The organism is Ectothiorhodospira sp. 9100 (assembly GCF_022227565.1).
Taxonomy (GTDB): Bacteria; Pseudomonadota; Gammaproteobacteria; order Ectothiorhodospirales; family Ectothiorhodospiraceae; genus Ectothiorhodospira; species Ectothiorhodospira marina.
Genome location: NZ_JAJNAN010000053.1, coordinates 1 through 19,901, shown reverse-complemented (window position 1 = coordinate 19,901; position 19,901 = coordinate 1). Strand labels below are relative to the sequence as shown.

The window sequence follows — 19,901 nt, the reverse complement described above, 5'->3', positions numbered from 1 at the left end:
ACGTACCTTTCATCATTGGGGGTGTCTCCCCCGCCGTGATGCATGAGCGTTAACCGGGCACCGATTCCAGCAGCAGAGATCGCCCCGTCATCTGCCCCGGTTGCTCCAGCCCCATCAGTTGCAGCACTGTGGGGGCAATGGCGCTCAGTCCGGCGCCGGTGATCAGGCGCCAGTTTTCCTGATCGATGATCATGCAGGGCACCGGGTACATGCTGTGCTGCGTGTGCGGCTCGCCAGTCACCGGATCGACGAGTTCCTCACAGTTGCCATGGTCGGCAGTCACGATGGCCGAGTAACCCTGTTCAATGGCCGCGTCCAGTACCCGGCCGACCTGGGTATCCACGGCTTCCACAGCTGCCACCACGGCCTCATACACCGCTGTGTGGCCCACCATGTCGCCATTGGCGAAGTTCACCAGCACGAAATCATATTGGCCGCTTTCCAGGGCCTTGATGGTGGCATCGGCCACTTCCGGCGCGCTCATCTCCGGCTTGAGATCGTAGGTGGCCACCTGCGGCGAGGGGATCATCACATGGTCTTCGCCCTCGGCGGGCTCTTCCACGCCGCCGTTGAAGAAGAAGGTGACGTGGGCGTATTTCTCCGTCTCGGCGCAATGGAACTGCTTGAGCCCCTGGCGGCTGATGATCTGGGCCAGGGTGAGTTCCGGGCGCTCGGGCGGGAAGGCCACGGGCAGATCGAAGTGGGCGTCGTACAGGGTGAGACAGGTTACCTTGACCGGCTCGAAGTCCCCACGCTCGAAGTGCTCGAACACGCCCTGACTGAGGGCTGCGGTCAGTTGGCGCGGCCGGTCATTGCGGAAGTTGAAGAACACCACCGGGTCGCTGCCCTTGATGAGGCCCTGCTTCTGGATCACCCGGGGCTTGATGAACTCATCCGTCTCGCCAGCCTCGTGGGCGCTGCTCAGGGCAGCGCGGGCGCTGGAGGCCTTCACGCCCTTGCCATGCACCATGGCATCGAAGGCCAGTTGAATGCGATCCCAGCGCTTGTCGCGATCCATGGCGTAATAGCGACCGCTCACGGTGGCAATGCTCCCGCCCACCTCCTTGAGCAGGGCCTCGAGTTCCGGCAGGTAGTTAGGGGAGGCCTTGGGGGCCGTATCACGTCCATCGGTGATCATGTGCACCATGGGCTTGGCGCCATGCTGGGCACACAGGCGAATCAGGGCATGCAGATGTCGGGTATGGCTGTGCACGCCCCCGTCAGAGACCAGTCCCACCAGATGGAGCGGTCGCCCAGCGGATTTGGCGGCCCTGGCGGCTGCGACCAGGGCCTCGTTTTCCGCAAAACTGCCATCTTCGATGGCGTCGTCAATACGCACCAGATCCTGTCGGATGATGCTGCCACAGCCCAGGGTCAGATGCCCCACCTCGGAGTTGCCCATTTGCCCATCCGGCAGGCCCACGGCCCGACCGGCGGTTTCGATGACCGTATGGGCATGGTGGGCCAGAAAGTCATCCAGGCGCGGGGTATTGGCGTCATGGAAGGCATTGTTGAGTTTGCCGGGGTTCACCCCGACGCCATCCATGATGATCAGCAGGGTGGGACGGCGGGGGGTGTTCGGGGATGACTGCGACATTCAGGTGTCCTGTCGTTGACGATTGCGACGTTCCTCGGCCTCGGCACGGTCGAGTTCCTCATCCATGTCGGACCCAGAGAGGGGGCCATCGGTTTCATCGTCGGGATCCGTGCCATCGGCCTCGGCCTTCTTCTTGATCATGATCCGGGAGAGGATGATGCCAATCTCGAAAAGCAGCCACATGGGCAGAGCCAGCAGGGTCTGGGAAATGATGTCCGGTGGCGTGAGCACCATGCCGACGATGAACACACCCACGATCACGTAGGGACGCTTGGCCGCCAGTTGGCTGGGCGTCGTCAGTCCGGTGGCCACCAGCAGAATGGTGGCGATGGGCACCTCGAAGGCAATGCCGAAGGCCAGGAACAGCAGGATGACGAAATCCAGGTAACGGGAGATATCCGTCATCACCGAGACCCCTTCCGGGGCCGAGGCAGTGAAGAAGGCAAAGATCAGCGGGAAGACCACGAAATAGGCAAAGGCCATGCCCAGGTAGAACAGCAGGGTGCTGGAGACCAGCAGGGGCACCGCCAGGCGTTTTTCGTGTTTATAGAGTCCGGGAGCAATGAAGGCCCAAGCCTGATAAAGCAGGAAGGGCACCGAGATGACGATGGCCAGCATCAACACCAGCTTGAAGGGGATCAGGAAGGGCGCAGCCACCTCGATGGCGATCATGCTGGCCCCTTCCGGCAGGTGGGCCATCAGCGGCCCGGCCAGGTAGGTATAGATGGTGTTGGCGAACGGGAACAGGGCCAGGAACACCACCAGGATGGCCAGGATGCTGTGCAGCAGGCGCGTGCGCAGTTCAAACAGGTGGGACAGGAGGGTGCCCTCACCCTCATCGCCGGGTTGGGTGGATTCAGGCTTGTGATTCATCTTGGGACTTCGCCGGCTTGTCGGGATCGTTGCCACCGCGGGATGTCTTGCCCTCGGCCTTCGCCTGAGCCTTGATCTGATCGGCGGGCTTGGAGAAGTCCCCGTCGCCGTCTTCCTTGATCTCTTCTTCCATGGATTTGACCTTGCTCTGGGTCTTGTCCACTTCGCGGCGCAGGTCCTGCTCGGTGTCTTCCATCATGGTCTTGAGGCGATTGATTTCCTTTTCCTGATCCTGAAGCATCGCCTTGAGTTCGTCGGTGCGCAGTTCCTGTTCGATATCGGAGCGCACGCTGCTGACGAAGCGTTTGATCTTGCCCACCCAGCGACCGATCTCGCGGGCCAGCTTGGGCAGGCGTTCCGGCCCCACGACCAGAAGCGCCACCAGGGTGATGATGATCAGTTCCCAGAATCCGAAATCGAACATGCGCGCGCGTCAACCGACATTTGAGGATGGCCAGGGGTTGCCCCGTGGGGCCGCCAAGGATGGTTTCAGGCCTGGCGCTCGCCTTCCTTGGGCTTTTCCTCGGTGGCCTTGGAGTCGAACACACGACCGCCCTTGTCTTCCAGGGGCTTGCCTTCCTCGGACTCGCTGGTCTGGCTGGCGGTGGTGTCGCCTTCGGTCTCGCCGTCCTTCACCGACTGCCGGAAGTTTTTGATGGCACTACCCAGATCGCCACCCATATTGCGCAGTTTCTTGGTGCCGAACAGCAACACCACGATGACGAGAATGATGAGCAATTGCCAGATGCTGATGCCGCCGAAACCCATGTGTTGCCTCCTGATGTCTTTGAGGATGCCTGAATCCAGGTGCCTATGTGTCGGTTATACCAGAAATCACCCCTTCAGGTCGCCCACCCCGGGGGAGCGGCCCTGGCGGCTGGCCTTTTCCTCCAGGCCCGAGAGGCCGAAGCGGCGTTCCAGTTCGGCCAGCACCTGTTGCGGTCCCAGCCCCTGGTGGGCCAGCAGGACCAGGCTGTGGAACCACAGGTCGGCCATCTCGTAAACCAGTTGATCCGGCTCACCGTTCTTGGCGGCCACCACGGTTTCCGTGGCCTCCTCACCCACCTTTTTGAGGATGCTGTCCAGGCCCTTGGCATACAGGCTGGCCACGTAGGAGCTGGAGGCGTCGGCGCCCTTGCGCGACTCCAGCACCTGGGCCAGTTGCTCCAGCACGCGATCATCACTCATGGGACTTGCCTCCCCCGTAGATGGCGTCGGGATCCTTGAGCACCGGGTCCACGTCCACCCATTGGCCGTCCCGGTACTGGTTGAAGAAGCAGTGATGCCGGCCCGTGTGGCAGGCGATGCCGCCCTTCTGTTCCACCGTCAGCAGCAGGGCGTCGTAGTCGCAGTCCAGGCGGAGGTCATGCACCACCTGAACATGACCGGAACTCTCGCCCTTGTGCCACAGCCGGCCCCGGGAGCGGGACCAATAGATGGCCTCGCGCTTTTCCAGGGTCTGCGCCAGCGCCTGGCGATTCATCCAGGCCATCATGAGGATCTGGCCGGTGCCTTTCTCCTGGGCGATGACCGGAATCAGGCCCTGGTCGTTCCAGCGGATGATGTCTAGGGGATTCTGTGTCATGAGTCGTGAGCCATGGGGGCTGAAGGCCCCGGGTTACTGAATGTTCAAAGCCGGACTTCCACGCCCTGCGCCCGCATGAACTGCTTGGCCTCCTCCACCGTATGCTCGGCAAAATGGAAGATGCTGGCCGCCAGCACGGCGTCGGCGTGGCCTTCAGTGACGCCATCCACCAAGTGCTGCAGCTCACCCACGCCGCCGGAGGCGATCACTGGAACACTGACCGCGTCCGAGATGGCTCGCGTCAGAGGCAGGTCGAAGCCCTGGCGGGTGCCGTCGCGGTCCATGCTGGTCAGCAGGATCTCACCGGCACCGTTGGCCACCATGCGCTGGGCCCACTCGATGGCATCCAGGCCCGTGGGCTTGCGGCCGCCATGGGTGAAGATCTCCCAGCGCAGGGGCTCGCCCGGCGCGGAGACCTGTTTGGCATCGATGGCCACCACGATGCATTGGGAACCCACCTTGTCAGCGGCCTCACGCACGAAATCCGGGTTGAACACGGCCGCCGTGTTGATGGACACCTTGTCTGCACCGGCGTTGAGCAGCCGGCGGATGTCGTCCACCCGGCGGATGCCGCCACCCACGGTGAGGGGAATGAAGACCTCTTCGGCCACCTGCTCCACCACGTGGACAATGGTTTCGCGCTCGTCGGAACTGGCGGTGATATCCAGAAAGGTGATCTCGTCCGCGCCCTCGGCGTCGTAGCGGCGGGCCACTTCCACCGGGTCGCCGGCATCGCGGATGTCCACGAAGTTCACACCCTTGACCACCCGGCCGCTGTCCACGTCCAGGCAGGGGATGATGCGCTTGGCTAGCATCGGCTCGCGCCCTCCTCAGCCACCGGCATACTGGTCCACCAGGGCCTGGGCCTCGGAGAGCTTGACGCCGCCTTCGTACAGGGCACGCCCGACAATGACGCCGTCAATGCCCTCGTCGGCCACTTCACACAGGCGTCGGATGTCCTCAATGGAAGTCACCCCGCCGGAGGCGAAGACGGGCACATGCACGGAGCGGGCGAGGCTGACGGTGGAATCGATGTTCACGCCCTGCATCATGCCGTCACGGGAGATGTCGGTGAAGATGATGCCCGCCACGCCATCCTGCTCGAAGTGCTGAGCCATATCCTCCACATCGTGGTGGGAGAGCTTGGACCAGCCGTCGATGGCCACCTTGCCATTGCGGGCATCCAGACCCACGATGATGCGGCCGGGGAATTCCAGGCAGAGATCATTCACGAAGTGGGGCGCGCTGACTGCCTTGGTGCCAATGATCACCCACTGCACGCCGGCATCCAGGTAGACCTGGACGGTGTCGTCATCGCGGATGCCGCCACCCACCTGCACCGGAAGATCCGGAAAGCGGCTGACGATCTCGCTGATGATCTCGGCATTACGGGGTTTGCCCGAGATGGCTCCGTCCAGGTCCACCAGGTGCAGGCGCCGGGCGCCCTCGTCCACCCATCGGGCAGCCATTTCCACCGGGTTCTCCGAGAATACCGTGGAATCATCCATGCGCCCCTGGCGCAGGCGCACGCACTTGCCTTCTTTCAGGTCGATGGCCGGAATCACCAGCATGATCAAAATCCCCTGGGTTGGTCTTTAGACGCCGCCGGTCCAGTGCATGAAGTTCTTCAGCAGGGTCAGCCCCGGGGCGGCGCTCTTTTCCGGGTGACACTGGATGGCAAAGATATGGTCCTGGGCCACCGCCGATGCGAACGGCAGCCCGTACTGCGTGGTACCGGCCACCATCTGATAGCTGGAGGGCACCACGTGATAGCTGTGCACAAAATAGAATCGGCTGTCCTGTTCGATGCCGTCCCATAGGGGGTGGGCGCGGGTCTGGTGGACCTGGTTCCAGCCCATGTGCGGGATCTTGAGCCGCTGGCCCTGCGCGTCCACCTGATGATCCTCGAAACGGCGCACGCCACCGGCGATCAGCCCCAGGCAATCGGTTCCCCCGTTCTCATCGCTGCGATCCATGAGCACCTGCAAGCCCATGCAGATGCCGAGAAAGGGGCGCGTGGTGGCAACCTCGGTAAGCACCGGGATAAGGGCCCGATCCCGCAGGGCGGCCATGCAGTCCCGCGCCGCCCCCTGGCCGGGAAAGACCACTCGATCCGCCTCGAGGATGTCCTCGGCGCCTTCCATCAGGCGGACCCGTGTATCGGCCGGCGCCACGTGTTCCAGGGCCTTGACCACGGAACGCAGATTGCCCATGCCGTAATCGACCACCGCGACGAATTTCATGAGATCAGGATCTTCAGCAAGCTCTTGGGAAGGGTTACAGGCTGCCCTTGGTGGAAGGCGTCACGCCCTGCATGCGGGGATCCGGCTCGGCGGCCATGCGGATGGCCCGGCCAAAGGCCTTGAACAGGGTCTCGGCCACATGGTGGGCATTATGCCCCCGCAGGCTGTCCAGATGCAGGGTGACACGGGCGTGGTTCACAAAACCATGGAAAAACTCCTCGAACAGATCCACGTCGAAATCTCCGATACGGGCCCGCGGATACTCTACATGGTACGCCAGACCCGGGCGGCCGGAAAAATCCACCACCACCCGCGACAGGGCCTCGTCCAGCGGCACATAGGCATGACCATAGCGGCGGATGCCCTGCTTGTCCCCCAACGCCTCGGCGAAGGCCTGGCCCAGGGTGATGCCCACATCCTCCACCGTATGGTGGGCGTCGATGTGCAGATCCCCTTCCGCCTGGATGCTCAGATCCAGGCAACCGTGGCGAGCCACCTGGTCCAGCATATGATCCAGGAAAGGCACGCCGGTGGCGAACTCGCCACGGCCCTGACCGTCCAGGTTCAGGCGCACGTCGATGCGGGTTTCCAGGGTATCTCGCTTGATCTGAGCTGTGCGGGGGTTCATGGCTTTGAACAGACCGAATGGCAAATCGGCATCCTAACACAGCCAGTGGCAACACAGTGGGGAACAAATTCGCATCTTGCTTGTCATGGCCCCCCGCCTTCGGTAAGGTGCCAAAAAAGTGCAACATTGACTTCGGCTGTGTTCAGGCGGTCATTGCACCGCGGGAGTGGTTGAACCGACATGTCGGCCCCGAAGATTCTAGACCTTGGCAGTCTCAAGCAGGCCTGCAAGAGTTGCAGTCTGCACGACCTGTGCCTGCCGCTTGGGGTGGGAGATGAAGAACTCCAGATGCTGGAGCGAATCATCAACCGCCGCCGTCCCCTGCAACGCAAGGACCACCTCTACCGACCGGGTGACCGACTGCACTCCATCTATGCGGTGCGCTCCGGCACGGTGAAGACCTACACCCTCACCGACGACGGTCAAGAGCAGATCACCGGCTTTCATCTGCCCGGCGAGTTGCTGGGGCTGGATGCCATCAGTGACGGCGTGCATCCCTGCGCCGCCCGCGCCCTGGAAACCACCAGCATCTGCGAGATCCCCTTCGATCGCCTGGAGGAACTCTCCGTGCGCATCCCGGGATTGCAGCACCAGTTGTTCCGCATCATGAGCCGCGAGATCCAGACGGACGAGCAATTCATGATGCTGCTGGGCAAGAAGGCCTCCGACGCCCGCCTGGCGGCGTTCCTGCTGAGCCTGTCCACCCGTCTGGGCATGCGTGGCTTCTCTCGTACCGAATTCAACCTCACCATGTCCCGCAACGACATCGCCAACTATCTGGGCCTGGCGGTGGAGACCGTCAGCCGGCTGTTCACCCGGTTCCAGAATGCCGGACTGATCGAGGTGCACCGCAAGCTGATCACGATTTACAACCTGGATGGCCTGCAGGTGGTGGCCGGCGCCCAGCCGGTGGAGGAACCCCGGTGCTGCAAGGGTCAGTGCGAAGGAGATCAGCCCGAGGGGAATTGAGGGTTTCTCCTGAGCCAGAAAAGAGCCACAGAAAAGGGGACAGACCCCTTTTCTTCCCTTTTCTTCGAGGGTGACTACTGTTCCATCTGGAGCCCGTGCAGACGCAGGCGGGCGCGCAGGGTGTTGCGTGACATGCCCAGTTCCTCGGCCACGCGACTGCGATTACCGGCGAATGCCTCCAGCAGGGATTGCAACGTGAGCCCCTCAACCTCATCCAGCAGTTCTTTCACCCGGCCACCTGCGATGGCACGCTGGATCAGGGCCGTCAGCGCCGTTTCAGCGTGAGTGTCACCCCTGTTCGCGCCATCGGGAAAGGAAAAACCGTTGATGCTGCCCACCCGAGTGCGCACCGCAGCCTGATAGACCGCATTCTTCAGTTCCCTTACATTCCCAGGCCAGTGATAGGCTACCGCCGCCGCCTGGGCCGGCTCGGAGATATCGGTAATGCGCAGCCCCAGGTTCAGATTGACATCCGAGACAAAGGCTCGCAGCAGGGGGCGCACATCAGCAGGCCGCTCACGCAAGGGCGGAATGTGAATGGGTAGTTGCGACAGTCGATAATAAAGATCCTGTCGGAACCGACCCGCCTCCACATCCTGCTCCAGGTTCCGATTGGTGGCAGCAATAACGCGCACATCAGCAGCGCGGGGTTCGGAGTCGCCCAGACGATGGAACTGCCGGTCCTCCAGAAAACGCAACAGCTTGGCTTGAAAGGCCAGGGACATATCCCCGATTTCGTCCAGGAGCAGCGTGCCCCCATGAGCCGACTCGATCCTGCCCACACTATCAGTGACCGCGTTGGTATAGGCGCCTCGGGTGTACCCGAACAGTTCCGCCTCCAGCAATCCCTCGGGGATGGCCGTGCAATTGATGGCCACATAGGGCTGCCTGGCCCTGGATGAGTGACGATGGATGCAATAGGCCGAGACCTCCTTGCCCACCCCGGTCTCGCCGGTAAGCAGCACGTTTAGGTCATTGGAGGCGGCCACGCCCAGTTGCTTGTAAACACTGAGGATCTGAGCGGAGGTGCCCAGGATCGCCGGGCAGTCCTCGCGTAATACGTCGGTCTCGTCCCCATCAATGCAGCCTGCACGGGCCTCATCAATGGCCTTCATGAGTTGCTCGGGACACAGGGGATCGGTCAGCACATCCAGCGCACCCAGGCGGGTGGCAAGGATCACCTGTTCGGGCATCAGGCCCTCCCCCACCAGGAGGGTGGGCAGGTGGCCGCTGGATTCCAGGAAAGCTTCAAGCCGGGGCAGCCTGGGGGCGTCGACCCCGCTCTCGCGGACCAGGGCCACGGCAGCCTTTTCCATGCCGGCCATATCCTCCAGTGAGACATACTCAAACGCGAGGCCCTGGTCACGCAAACGCCGCTCCAGCTTCTTGCACTCATAGCCATGCCAACCGATCAGCATGACGTTGCCGGTCATGGTATCCATCGCTCTCCTCCTGGCCCTGCCATGTCTATTGAATGTCGCATGGCTCTTGGTGCGCCTTTGCCGCATAAGCATATCGACCGCGGCGATAAGGCATATTGATTATTATCAAAGATAATACTCGTATAACCAGCGAGGCCTTGGGGGCAAGCCCGGGATGAAAAGAAGCCCCCTTTCCCAGTCGGGAGAGGGGGCCCAGGAGACCCCGCAAAGGGGCTGGAGGATCGCCCGTATTATCGGGGGCGCACGTCATGCACCTGGCTGATGTCGGCTTCACCACCCGGGCCATGGCAGCTGACGCAGCCTTCCTGCATCGGGTCGGGGTTATCCAGGGTGGCCGTCACCGAGCCGCCGCGGGCCAGGATATGGGATTCCAGCCAGGCCTCGTCGGTGTGGCAGGAGGTGCACACCGAGGCGATGGGGCTGAACTTCTCATGCTGGTGGATGTTGGTCAGGGTGTTATCGGCACCGAACTGACCGGTTCCGGCGTTGGTGAAATTCGCATTATCCCAGTCGAAGGTGCGGATGCTGGAGCCGATCACGCCGGCCTGCAGGGGCAACTGATAGCTGTCGTCCACATGGCAGGTGCTGCAGTTGCCCACACTGCCCGGGAAGTGGGCCTCGCCTTCCCACGGACCCTGAGGATCCCAGGGCCCCGCCGGGGTATCACGGTCCAGGGGACCACCGAACACGACATCCCGGAGCTGAATCCCGTCACCGCCCATCTGGGCACGGTGAACATGATGGATCATGCGCTTGAAGTCCTTGGATTCCTCAAGCTTGCGGTCGTAGATCCCGAGATTGCCCAGGCGGCCGAAGGCGACGAATGGCTGGGTACCCGCCGAGATATCCGTATTGTTGGGGTTGTGGCAGAGCACGCATAGCTCAGGATTGTTGCGCCGGTTGGGACCATGCTTGGCAAAACGGAGGTGGCAGGATCGGCAGGTCTCCTCCACGTCCACCACCTGGCGTCGGGGCTCGGCCACGGCATTGCCGATGGAGAACTCGGTGGTGCGATGCAGGGCATTGACCAGCGGGGTGCGACCGTCATCCCAGATGCTGTCCACATCCCCCCGGGCCTCCAGGGGCACCACCTGTTGCTGGGCCGCGACGGTGCCCACACCATGCTCGGGCAGGTTGTCCAGGGCCTCGTCCGGCAGTTCATAGGTCAACTCGTAGTACCCATTGTCCGCCTCCAGAATCGTCAATCCCGAGCCATTGCCACCATTGGTCCAGCAAGTTGCGGAGCAACTGACATCTGTGGTCCGACCAGGCCAGCTGGGGTTGGTGGAATGAGTGTAATCCGCAGAAATGAGCCCGGAAGCATTCTGTTCCCGCCAGCCGATGACGAAGCCCAGTTGGAAACGGGCGTTGTCATCATGACGCAGGGTCGTGTTCCGGCCCTCGTCACGCACCCGCAGGCGGAAGCTGAGGGTGCCCGCCTCATGATCCAGGGTGGCCCCTTCGGAGCCGAACTGAATGGCGAGCTGATCCTGACGGATCGCGGCGCGGGTGAAGCTGAGGTGGGCACGGTTCATGCGGACGCGGTTCATGCCGTCCTGTCCAATGCCTCGCAGCCCGATATTGTCGACATCGCCAACAATGTCCTGGTTATGGCAGCCGCCGCATTCGTTGCCGGTGCTAAAGAGGCTCGCGCCGGTGGCGCTGGCGACAGTGCCATCCCCCGAGCGGCCCCACAGGTCCGTGTCGTCGTCGAACCCAGTGCGATGGCCCGTGCGCCAATCGCCTCTGGGGCCCGCGTCACTGGCGCCAAAGCGGGCCGCCAGCATGGCCGGAAGGGTCTCGTCGTCCTGGCTACGGTTCCAGCCAGACTCTGGGGTACCGGTAAAGCCAAAACCACCTGCGCTGTCCTCATACCAGAACACGTTGTCATGGCAGGAGGCACACACCTCCACAGTGCGGGCACCGCCCTCGTGCCAATTGTCCCCATCCGGGGTCACCACGGCCAGTTGCTGACGGGCGAGGCGATCCTCGCCACCGGCCAACAGGACCAACTCATCACGGGTATCCTGCCCCATGTGGCATTTCACGCAGTTGTCGATCCCATAAGAGGCCGTGCGGGGCAGCGGGTTACCGTCCGGGTCGAGCCCCTGATTGCTGTAGTTGCCCACGGGATCTACCCCGCCATCCTCATGCACTGCCTGAGGGAACCGCAGGTTGCTGAAATTGTTGTTGCGAATGAAATAAGGGACACCGGCACGCACACTGGGCAGGGTCTGGCCCCGGTGGAGCTTGTGAATCATCTGCTTGAAGTCGATGCTGCGACCACTGACCGGGTCCACGCTGCCGGGATTGTGGCAGGTGACACAGTAGTTGGGCTCCACCCGGTTGCCACCGTGCTTGGCCAGGGTGCTGTCGTGGCAGCTATTGCAACTCTCCAGGGAGATGATGTCGCGGGTGGCGTCCACCCCGTGCGTGGGGGGCTCACCGGTCTCCGGGATGAAATCGAACCAGGCATTGGTGGCAGGCAGGCCGCCGCCCAGCTGCATGCCGACACGGTGGGTCCAGTCGGGATTGTAATCCACCGTATAAGTCAGCGTTTCGCCAGAGCCTTCGATACGCACCCCCCTCGGGAGGGTGGTGCCGTCGGCCCAGGTGCAACGTACATCCCGCCCCAGGTCCGCGGAGAATACATGCTCATCGTGTGAGCCCTCTTCAACGCATCGCCACAGATCTTGCAAATTGTCACCACTGATAGTGCGTGACGCCTCATTCACGTTGAGGCTGTAGGTATAGCGATAATCTCCGTTGCCCAGGTTCTCCAGTTCACCGCTGTTCTCCACATTCCCCTGGATGGCATTGCCGAACATGGGCGCCCCATCGGGGTTATCCTCGGACACGACATGGGTCCAACCCGTGGGATTCACCTGCCTTTCCCGGGTGATGTAGTTGACCCAGTCATAGCCATTGCCATACCGGCTGCGCGGGGCCAGCTTGGCGAAGGTGAAACTGGCACTGGAGAGGTGGGTGATGGGGGCGCCGGTTTTATCCAGCAGCGTGAACTCCACCACCGGGTGCCCATCATCGATTTGGGCACTGGTGATGCTCAGACCAAGACCCGCCGCTGGCGCGGTGGCCACGGGCGTGGTGGTGCTGGGGGAATCCACCGAGCCGTCGAAGCCGCTGTCGCTTGGCAGACAGCCCGCCAGGCCCACGGCCAAGGTGGCGCATAGCAGGGTGACGAGGGCGCGCGGCACACGCCAGGTCACCGGTCGTGATCGGATGACATCATCGGTCATGGATGACATGCTCTCCCCCTCCGGGTCGTGATGGTCTTGCAGCCTGGGTTGCGGTCCATTCCCTGGGTGTTGTTGTTGGTTTGGCATGATGTCTGGCCCTGTGGTTGTCAGAACCGGTAGCGCAGGGCGCCGGCAATCAGGTGTGTGGTGTAATCGGGGCTGTCCTGGTCCAGGAGGACCAGGTTGCCGACGCCGGTGACCCCCACGCCGTCGATGCCCCAGTCCTTCTCCTGGTAGCGCTCCACCATGTAGCGGAGGCGGAAGTCCAGGTTTTCGCTCACCTTGTAATCCCCGTAGAGGCTGACCTGGGTCAGCCGGGACTCCAGGCTGGGATAGACACCGCCCCCGCCGCCCTCCACCAGGGTGCGCATCCGGCCAGAGGTTTCGATATGCAGCACCTCGGCGCCCACGGTGAACCGGTCGGGCCTGAGGTCGTACTCACCCCCCACGCCCAGGGTGACGGACTCATCGTCACGGTCCGAGCGCCAGTTCCGCGGAGCGGCAAACGCCAAGGCCTCTCGACCCGCCTGGCGGGCCTCGGTGTTCTCGTAGGCATAAAAGCCATAAGCCGTGATCCGATCGGTGGGCACCCAGGACAGGTCCAAGGCCCAGACCTGACGTTCGGCCTGTTGCAGGCCCAGTTCCGAGCGGGTGTAGTCGTCATCGATCCACTGCACCCGGGGCGTGACCTGAATACGGTCGGTGATGTGGAAGCTGGCATAGAGATTGGCGCTACGTCGGTCCCGATCGGCCAGGTAATACTGGCGCAGTTCCTCGGGGGCCGTTTGCCGCTCGTACTGGGAACCGCGCTGTTCGGCATGGCCCAGTTCCAGGTTGAGCGTGGTGCGGGGCAGGGCACGGCTGCGAATACCGATCCGGTAGGCGGTCTCGTCAGTCTGCTTGCGATCGGAGAAGGTGCGTTCGCGCTCGTCCCGGACCACTCCCAGGTTCAGATGGGTGCGGTCGTGCACCCGGTAGCTGGCATCCAGATGGTAGCGATCCTGGGTGTAGCTGACCGGGCGGGTGGACCGAATCAGGTTGTCGATCTCGTATTCGTAGACGTCGGTGCGATTGTCCCGGTCGTCATAGCGATAGCCGGCCCGCAGATTGAGCCGGGGATGGGGCCGGCCGCTGGCGCGCAGGTTGACCAGGGTGGTGTTGATGCGACCATCAAGCGAGGCGGGCAAACCGGCCACGTCTTCCACGAACCGCTCATCCTGGGTCATGTGCCCCAGGGCCAGATCGGCCCCCACGCGACCCGAGTTGCCGAAGCTGTAACCGAGGGTGCCGGTGACCTGGTGGAACTGGTTGTCCGGTTCCAGGCTCACGGCGCGGGCGTTGGCGCCGGCATCGGACCAGTCCAGGCGGGTGGCATCGGGCACATCCAGGCTGAGGCCATCGCGCTGCGAGAACACCGACAACTGATAACCAAGACGCCCCTGCACCTCGTCGCCATCGTAGGTAACGTCCGCCTCGAAGCGGGTGGTCTCGTAGTCCACCGGCACCGGTACCAGGGAAGACCGCCCCAGAGCCCAGGACAAGGGGTCGTTGCCCTCTTCGCGACTGATCGTGCCTCGGACGATCGTGCCGTCCTTGCGCTCGTGGTGCACGGCCGTGCTGGCCCGCCAGCGCGAATCCAGGTTGACCCGCCCGCCCACGCCGACCCCCTGTCGGGAGGTGCCCAGATCACGCTCACTCAGGAAGGCATCGGCGGTGGCGCGTCCGCCGTCGGGGGGCAGACTCAAACGACCGGAACCGCTCCCGAGATAGGGGGTACCCACATCCCGGTAGAGGGTGCTGGGGATCTCCCGGTAATAGAAAAAGCTGCTGTAGCGACCCCGGTCACCGGCATCCAGCCGCAGGCGGCGTGAGTCCAGACCCAGGTTGCGGCCCTCCAGCAGCCAGTAGCGGGCGCTTTCACTGTTGTAGGCGTCCTGACCCTGAAGCAGGAAGCTCAGATCCGAAAACCATCCCTCCTCGTTCACGCCGGTAAAGCGCCCCAGACGGAAGGAATCATTGTCCAGGTAGCCCAGACCGATGCGTACTTCACGCTTCACCGCATGTCCCGGGCCGGGTCGCTCGGTGATGGCGGTGGCGGCCTCCTGGGCGGCTTCGCGCACCGCGTCGTCCTCTTCGTCGGCCCAGGCCGGGGTGTGGGCCAGACCAAGGGCGCACAGGGCGGCGACCAGCACTGTCTTTCGTGGTGTGTTCATGGCGTGTTCTCCTCTCATACCCTCGTCTGCGCTCGCCCTTGCTCCGACCCTGGAGCGGTCACTCCTTGAGCCTGTAGCCGCGGGGATGGTTAGTGCCGTGGATCTGGCTGTGGCAATTGAGGCAGCTGCGCCCCTGCACCCGGAAGTCCATCTCGGCACCACTCAGGCCCACATCGGAATGGCTTCCCAGGTGGCATTGCTGGCATAGGCCAGGGGCGCGGGCATTGAGCAGGGGGCGATGGATGGAGCCGTGGGGGTCATGGCAGGTCACGCACGACTCACGGGCCGGGTTGTGCTCCCAGAGGAAGGGCCCACGTTTCTCGGCGTGGCAGTTGAAGCAGGTCTCGTTGATCGTGTGCCCCACCAGTTTTCTGGGGCCGGGAGTGCCATGGGGGTTATGGCAGTCGGTGCACTGCATGATCCCTTCCGGCACCGGGTGATGGGAGGGCTTACCAAAGTCCGAGCGACGATCCAGGTGGCAGCTCCCGCAGACCTCCATCTGGGTGTCGGCCTTGAGCAGTTTGGGCCGCTCGTTGTGCATGGCATGGCAGTTGACGCAGGCCAGGCCGGAGAACTCATGGGTGCTGCCCTTCCAGTGGCGACGCGCGCCTTCCTCGTGACAACCGAGGCAGGGCTGATTGAGGCGTTCGGGGGTTTCCTCTTCGATATTGAACAGGGTTTCCATGCCCGGGCCATGGCAGGCCACGCACATGCCCTGGGAAAAGGGCGTACGGTCATCGGCCGTGAAGGCATGCGGTGAATTGAAGATCCGCTGCACGTGTTCCTCGATCTGCGCCGTGCGGTCCACCACCACTTCGGGGATCTTGTCCACCCCGCGAATGGGACGCTCGGGATCAGCGTCCATCTCCCAGGCGATGGTCGCGTTCGCGGTCACCAACCCGATAGCGGCAACCATCAGAATCAGCCAGTGCCTCATTACGTCCCCCTGTGCTGACGGGTCCTTTGTTGTAGGTGCCCCCGACCGTGGTGTTGTGCTCGGGGGCGGATCAGCGGACGGACCCGTCTTCACAGAGGTATTCGCAGGACTTATGCCAAAACCATGAAAAAGATAATGGATTGATTAAGCGATGGTTTTTGTATGGCCTTTGAGGTGGGGCGCGAGCACAAATTGATCAGGCGCAAATGAAGGCGGTCAAAATTCCACCAAGGAAAGTAGGGGCATGGGGGAGCGCAAGGGTCGTTCACGAACGACCCGTACGGGGATGTCGGGGTATTGGATACAGGGGGAGTAAATCCAATCGCGTAGGGGTCGTTCGCGAACGACCCGTGGGGAACCGGGGATCACCTCTTCAGGGAAAAGGGGCCTGGGAAAAAGGGGTCGGGAAAAGGGGTCTGTCCCCTTTTCCGGGTCAGGCGGGTGGAACGTGCAACTGGAAGGTGACGGGTCCATCATTGGTGAGCGAGACGGCCATGTGGGCGCCGAACTGGCCTGTGGCGACGTGAGGCCAGGCGCTGCGGGCCTGGCTGACCAGCTCGTTGAATAACCGCTCGCCTTCCTCGGGTGGGGCAGCGGGTGTGAAGCTGGGCCGCATGCCCTTGCGGGTGTCCGCGGCCAGGGTGAATTGCGGTACAAGCAGCAGGCCGCCCTGGATGTCCCGCAGCGAGCGATTCATACGCCCCTCGGCGTCCTCGAACACCCGGTAACCGAGCAGGCGCTCCAGCAAACGTCTCGCCTGAGCGGGGGTGTCGCCCCGCTCCACACCCACCAGCACCAGCAGGCCGGCGTCGATGGCTCCCACCGTGTATCCCTCCACCGCCACGCTGGCGCGCGTGACCCGTTGCAGCAGGCCGATCATGCCAGGCGCTCCGCCAGGGCATCGGTGGCAGCCATCAGTTCACGGACAATGCCCGGTTCGCTGGCAGAGTGACCGGCATCGGGGATAATGTGCAGATCCGCCACGGGCCAGGCCTTGTGCAGGGCCCAGGCTTGATCCACGGGACAGACCACATCGTAGCGGCCATGCACGATGGAGCCCGGGATGTCGCCAAGGCGATCGGCATCACGGAGCAACTGCTCCGGCTCCAGAAAGCACCGGTGCTTGAAATAATGGCATTCCACCCGGGCCAGACTCAGGGCCACGTATGGGTCCTGAAAATGCGCCACCACCCCCGGATTGGTGGTCAAGGTGGCGGCACGCCCTTCCCACTGAGACCAGGTCTTGGCAACCGCCATGCGCGTCACCTCATCATCACTGGTCAGCCGACGGTAATAGGCCGCCACCATATCATCGCGCTCCGCCTCGGGGATGGGGGCTACATAATCTTCCCAGTAGTCCGGGAACAGGCGTCCGGCTCCGTCCTGGTAAAACCATTGAATATCCCGGGGCCGGCACAGAAAGATCCCCCTGAGGATCATGCCCAGCACCCGATGCGGATGCTGCTGGGCATAGGCCAGGGCGAGGGTGGAGCCCCAGGAGCCACCGAAGAGTACCCAGCGATCGATTCCCAGGTGTTCACGGATGCGCTCCATGTCATCGACCAGATCCCGGGTGGTGTTGCTGTCCAGGCTTGCGTGAGGGGTGGAGCGGCCGCAACCCCGCTGGTCGAACAGCACGATCCGATACCGCGCGGGATCGAAGAAGCGCCGGTGCCACACATCACAGCCGGCCCCCGGTCCGCCATGGAGGAAGATCACCGGTAGCCCGGAAGGGTTGCCACACTCCTCCAGATACAGGCGATGCGTGTTATCCACGCTCAGGTGCTGGGAGCCATGGGGGTGGATGCTGGGGTAAAGAAGATCACTGGGCATGGGTACTCACCGGTGGGGTGGGAATCTCGATCTGTATTTTAAGAGTAACGACGCGATGCATGTGTCGGAGAGTTCAAGGAATGGAGACGATCATGCCCAGGCCAGGCGGCGCTCGGGCCGCGCCCGGAGAGCAGGCATCGGGTTGGATGAGGGAGGCAAAACGGGGGGCTTTTCAGGCCGACGCTGCCGTGTAGGAAAATCCCTACAGAAAAAACCTGCAAAACCACGAAAAAGGGGCTTTTCGGGCGATGCCGACCCGACGCGCTGTGTGGGATCATATTCCCCATGGTGCAAGACGCGCCGGGCAACGGACCCTGGAGTGCCGGGATCAAGGATTGAGACCAGCCAGGCGTGGAACGAATCCACTCGGGAGGCAACGGAAGCCGATTCAATCACCTTAGGCCAGGACGGCATCACCCTCGTCAGGGATGACGAGGGTTTTTTTTGCCCGGACGATGTGGACATGCTCCCCGGGCTTGCCCGCCACCCTTCCAATGGTTATCGTCGGGCGGCCATGAACCAGCCCATACGCCCCTCTCGTTCCCTGATCCGTTGCACCGGTCGTGCCATCGGCGATTTTCGCATGATACGGGAAGGGGATCGACTGCTCCTGGGCCTATCGGGAGGCAAGGATTCGCTCACCCTTCTACATCTGTTGTTGTATTTCCAGGCCCGGGCACCGGTACGCTTTGAGCTGGGCGCGGTCACCATTGATCCTCAGACCGGGCTGACCGACAAGCGCGCACTGATACCCTACCTGGATCACCTGAAGGTCCCGTATCACTATGTGAGTGAGCCCATCCTGGAGCGGGCCGAGAAGCATCTGGACAACCACTCGTACTGCGCCTTCTGCTCACGCATGCGCCGGGGATTGATCTACCGTACCGCCCGGGAACAGGGTTACACCACCATCGCCCTGGGCCAGCACCTGGATGACCTGGCCGAAAGCTTCCTCATGAGCGCCTTCAACGGCGGCCGACTGAAGACCATGAAGGCCCATTATCGGGTCGAAGCCGGCGATCTGCGGGTGATCCGGCCGTTGGTTTATGCCCGGGAACGTCAGATTCAGGATTTTGCCCGCGCCGCCGCGCTGCCCATCCAGGAGGAAAACTGCCCCACCCGCTACGGCACGCCCACCCAGCGCCCGCGCATGAAGGCGCTACTGGCTGAAGAGGAGGCCGATAATCCGCACCTCTTCAAGAGCCTGGTCCGCACATTGATGCCGCTGATGTCTGCGGGCCTGGAGGATATCCCCCGGGAGGATGAAGCCGATGCCTCACCGGCCCTCACCGGCACCACGGAGACCCTCATGTCATGGAAGCCCTGATCCGGCTGGCCTTTGCCCTGCTGGCTCGCCTGCCGCTGAGGGTCAATCATGCCCTGGGGGCAGGCCTGGGCTGGCTTGCCTGGAGACTGCCCACCGAACTGCGACGGGTGTCGCTGATCAATCTGGCGCTGTGTTTTCCTGAGAAGGACGCTCACTGGCATCGGCGTGTGGCGCGGGCCAGCCTGATCGAAACGGGCAAGACCCTCACCGAGGCCCCCTGGCTTTGGCGGGCGGGCCCCCAAAAGATCAATGCATTGCGCCAAGCCGGCGAGGGAGAAGCGCATCTCGCCCAAGCGCTGGCATGGGGTCGTGGCGCCTTTTTCGTGTCGCCACACCTGGGTAGCTGGGAATATTCCGGATTGCAGGCCGCAAGCTTTGGCCCCATGACCAACCTCTACCGCCCACCCCGCCTGCTCGCCCTGGAGGCTCCCCTGCGGGAGGCCCGCCAGGCCACCGGGGCGCAACTGGTGCCCACTGACCGCCGTGGCATCCGCCTGATCAAGGAGGCGCTGTCCCGGGGTGAAATTGTTGGCATGCTGCCAGACCAAACCCCCAAGGGGGCTCAGGGGGTGTTTGCCCCCTTCTTTGGGCAACCGGCCATGACCATGACCCTGCTACCCAAACTGGCTGCCCATCGTCAGACACCCGTGGTGTTCGCCTTCGCCGAGCGTCTCCCACGGGGGCAGGGGTATCGGTATCAATGCATCCCGGCAACGGAGGCCCTGTACGACCCTGACCCACAAGTGGCGGCCACGGCGGTGAATCAGGCGCTTGAGGTGCTGATACGGCGATGCCCCGAGCAATATATGTGGGGTTACAAGCGCTTCAAGATCAGGCCCGCAGGGATGCCCGGGCGATATTGAGTCAATGATTGTCCAGCAGTTCCAGCGTGGACACCCGCAGGCAATCTCGACCGGCATCCTTGCTGGTATACATGGTGAGATCGGCCCGGGACAGCATGCCCTCCAGCACATCCCCCGGTGAAGGGTCTTGCCTC

Annotated in this window: 17 protein-coding genes and 2 pseudogenes; 3 read left to right on the top strand and 16 right to left on the bottom strand. The window is 63.0% G+C overall.

Features of this window, described 5'->3' with window-relative positions:
* Positions 1–49: 49 nt before the first annotated feature.
* The 10 genes and pseudogenes from gpmI to hisB form a co-directional block, all read right to left on the bottom strand.
* Positions 50–1,597 (bottom strand): 2,3-bisphosphoglycerate-independent phosphoglycerate mutase, encoded by a 1,548-nt coding sequence (gene gpmI / locus LPW29_RS13085; protein WP_238628382.1) that lies wholly within the window; start codon positions 1,595–1,597, stop codon positions 50–52.
* Between the two features lie 66 nt (positions 1,598–1,663).
* Positions 1,664–2,470 (bottom strand): annotated as a pseudogene (tatC, locus tag LPW29_RS13080) (twin-arginine translocase subunit TatC); the annotation flags it as partial.
* A 165-nt stretch (positions 2,471–2,635) separates the two neighbouring features.
* A pseudogene (gene tatB, locus LPW29_RS13075) lies at positions 2,636–2,894 on the bottom strand (Sec-independent protein translocase protein TatB); the annotation flags it as partial.
* A gap of 65 nt (positions 2,895–2,959) precedes the next feature.
* Positions 2,960–3,238 (bottom strand): Sec-independent protein translocase subunit TatA, encoded by a 279-nt coding sequence (gene tatA / locus LPW29_RS13070; RefSeq protein WP_238628380.1) that lies wholly within the window; start codon positions 3,236–3,238, stop codon positions 2,960–2,962.
* A gap of 66 nt (positions 3,239–3,304) precedes the next feature.
* Positions 3,305–3,658: a phosphoribosyl-ATP diphosphatase gene (locus LPW29_RS13065; protein ID WP_238628379.1), complete on the bottom strand. Its 354-nt coding sequence runs from the start codon at positions 3,656–3,658 to the stop codon at positions 3,305–3,307.
* On the bottom strand, positions 3,651–4,055 hold the full coding sequence (gene hisI, locus LPW29_RS13060; RefSeq protein WP_238628378.1) for a phosphoribosyl-AMP cyclohydrolase: 405 nt from the start codon (positions 4,053–4,055) through the stop codon (positions 3,651–3,653). Before hisI ends, LPW29_RS13065 begins: the two co-directional genes overlap by 8 nt.
* A 44-nt stretch (positions 4,056–4,099) precedes the next feature.
* On the bottom strand, positions 4,100–4,870 hold the full coding sequence (gene hisF / locus LPW29_RS13055; protein ID WP_090252274.1) for an imidazole glycerol phosphate synthase subunit HisF: 771 nt from the start codon (positions 4,868–4,870) through the stop codon (positions 4,100–4,102).
* Between the two features lie 15 nt (positions 4,871–4,885).
* Entirely contained in the window at positions 4,886–5,626 is a 741-nt protein-coding gene (gene hisA / locus LPW29_RS13050; RefSeq protein WP_238628377.1) for a 1-(5-phosphoribosyl)-5-[(5-phosphoribosylamino)methylideneamino]imidazole-4-carboxamide isomerase, read from the bottom strand.
* Positions 5,627–5,650: 24 nt separating this feature from the next.
* Positions 5,651–6,298 carry an imidazole glycerol phosphate synthase subunit HisH gene (hisH, locus tag LPW29_RS13045; protein WP_238628376.1) on the bottom strand — a complete coding sequence of 216 codons (648 nt, stop codon included), beginning with the start codon at positions 6,296–6,298 and terminating at the stop codon, positions 5,651–5,653.
* A 34-nt stretch (positions 6,299–6,332) separates the two neighbouring features.
* Positions 6,333–6,926: an imidazoleglycerol-phosphate dehydratase HisB gene (gene hisB / locus LPW29_RS13040; RefSeq protein WP_090252542.1), complete on the bottom strand. Its 594-nt coding sequence runs from the start codon at positions 6,924–6,926 to the stop codon at positions 6,333–6,335.
* A gap of 180 nt (positions 6,927–7,106) precedes the next feature.
* On the opposite strand from hisB, the gene fnr reads away from it, so the two are divergent.
* Positions 7,107–7,895: a fumarate/nitrate reduction transcriptional regulator Fnr gene (gene fnr, locus LPW29_RS13035; RefSeq protein ID WP_090252265.1), complete on the top strand. Its 789-nt coding sequence runs from the start codon at positions 7,107–7,109 to the stop codon at positions 7,893–7,895.
* A gap of 74 nt (positions 7,896–7,969) precedes the next feature.
* Here fnr and LPW29_RS13030 read toward each other — a convergent pair whose 3' ends face one another.
* The 6 genes from LPW29_RS13030 to pip form a co-directional block, all read right to left on the bottom strand.
* Positions 7,970–9,337 (bottom strand): sigma-54 interaction domain-containing protein, encoded by a 1,368-nt coding sequence (locus LPW29_RS13030; protein WP_238628375.1) that lies wholly within the window; start codon positions 9,335–9,337, stop codon positions 7,970–7,972.
* Positions 9,338–9,567: 230 nt separating this feature from the next.
* Positions 9,568–12,603, bottom strand: a complete 3,036-nt coding sequence (locus tag LPW29_RS13025; RefSeq protein WP_238628374.1) for an OmcA/MtrC family decaheme c-type cytochrome — start codon at positions 12,601–12,603, stop codon at positions 9,568–9,570.
* Between the two features lie 98 nt (positions 12,604–12,701).
* Positions 12,702–14,807 carry an MtrB/PioB family decaheme-associated outer membrane protein gene (locus LPW29_RS13020; protein WP_238628373.1) on the bottom strand — a complete coding sequence of 702 codons (2,106 nt, stop codon included), beginning with the start codon at positions 14,805–14,807 and terminating at the stop codon, positions 12,702–12,704.
* Positions 14,808–14,865: 58 nt separating this feature from the next.
* Entirely contained in the window at positions 14,866–15,723 is an 858-nt protein-coding gene (locus tag LPW29_RS13015; protein ID WP_238628372.1) for a DmsE family decaheme c-type cytochrome, read from the bottom strand.
* A gap of 454 nt (positions 15,724–16,177) precedes the next feature.
* Positions 16,178–16,624, bottom strand: a complete 447-nt coding sequence (dtd, locus tag LPW29_RS13010) for a D-aminoacyl-tRNA deacylase (RefSeq protein ID WP_238628371.1) — start codon at positions 16,622–16,624, stop codon at positions 16,178–16,180.
* Positions 16,621–17,577 carry a prolyl aminopeptidase gene (gene pip / locus LPW29_RS13005; RefSeq protein WP_238628370.1) on the bottom strand — a complete coding sequence of 319 codons (957 nt, stop codon included), beginning with the start codon at positions 17,575–17,577 and terminating at the stop codon, positions 16,621–16,623. Before pip ends, dtd begins: the two co-directional genes overlap by 4 nt.
* A 514-nt stretch (positions 17,578–18,091) precedes the next feature.
* Here pip and LPW29_RS13000 point away from each other — a divergent pair.
* Positions 18,092–18,904 (top strand): ATP-binding protein, encoded by an 813-nt coding sequence (locus LPW29_RS13000; RefSeq protein WP_238628383.1) that lies wholly within the window; start codon positions 18,092–18,094, stop codon positions 18,902–18,904.
* Positions 18,892–19,767, top strand: coding sequence for a lysophospholipid acyltransferase family protein (locus tag LPW29_RS12995; RefSeq protein WP_238628369.1), 876 nt, complete (start codon positions 18,892–18,894; stop codon positions 19,765–19,767). Before LPW29_RS13000 ends, LPW29_RS12995 begins: the two co-directional genes overlap by 13 nt.
* Positions 19,768–19,901 lie beyond the last annotated feature (134 nt).

Coding starts and splice junctions, on each gene's coding strand:
- dtd (WP_238628371.1), bottom strand. CDS start 16,624: ATGATCGGCCTGCTGCAACGGGTCACGCGCGCCAGCGTGGCGGTGGAG.
- hisF (WP_090252274.1), bottom strand. CDS start 4,870: ATGCTAGCCAAGCGCATCATCCCCTGCCTGGACGTGGACAGCGGCCGG.
- hisA (WP_238628377.1), bottom strand. CDS start 5,626: ATGCTGGTGATTCCGGCCATCGACCTGAAAGAAGGCAAGTGCGTGCGC.
- LPW29_RS13020 (WP_238628373.1), bottom strand. CDS start 14,807: ATGAACACACCACGAAAGACAGTGCTGGTCGCCGCCCTGTGCGCCCTT.
- fnr (WP_090252265.1), top strand. CDS start 7,107: ATGTCGGCCCCGAAGATTCTAGACCTTGGCAGTCTCAAGCAGGCCTGC.
- hisH (WP_238628376.1), bottom strand. CDS start 6,298: ATGAAATTCGTCGCGGTGGTCGATTACGGCATGGGCAATCTGCGTTCC.
- gpmI (WP_238628382.1), bottom strand. CDS start 1,597: ATGTCGCAGTCATCCCCGAACACCCCCCGCCGTCCCACCCTGCTGATC.
- LPW29_RS13015 (WP_238628372.1), bottom strand. CDS start 15,723: ATGGTTGCCGCTATCGGGTTGGTGACCGCGAACGCGACCATCGCCTGG.
- tatA (WP_238628380.1), bottom strand. CDS start 3,238: ATGGGTTTCGGCGGCATCAGCATCTGGCAATTGCTCATCATTCTCGTC.
- hisI (WP_238628378.1), bottom strand. CDS start 4,055: ATGACACAGAATCCCCTAGACATCATCCGCTGGAACGACCAGGGCCTG.
- LPW29_RS13065 (WP_238628379.1), bottom strand. CDS start 3,658: ATGAGTGATGATCGCGTGCTGGAGCAACTGGCCCAGGTGCTGGAGTCG.
- pip (WP_238628370.1), bottom strand. CDS start 17,577: ATGCCCAGTGATCTTCTTTACCCCAGCATCCACCCCCATGGCTCCCAG.
- LPW29_RS13025 (WP_238628374.1), bottom strand. CDS start 12,603: ATGTCATCCATGACCGATGATGTCATCCGATCACGACCGGTGACCTGG.
- hisB (WP_090252542.1), bottom strand. CDS start 6,926: ATGAACCCCCGCACAGCTCAGATCAAGCGAGATACCCTGGAAACCCGC.
- LPW29_RS12995 (WP_238628369.1), top strand. CDS start 18,892: ATGGAAGCCCTGATCCGGCTGGCCTTTGCCCTGCTGGCTCGCCTGCCG.
- LPW29_RS13000 (WP_238628383.1), top strand. CDS start 18,092: ATGAACCAGCCCATACGCCCCTCTCGTTCCCTGATCCGTTGCACCGGT.
- LPW29_RS13030 (WP_238628375.1), bottom strand. CDS start 9,337: ATGGATACCATGACCGGCAACGTCATGCTGATCGGTTGGCATGGCTAT.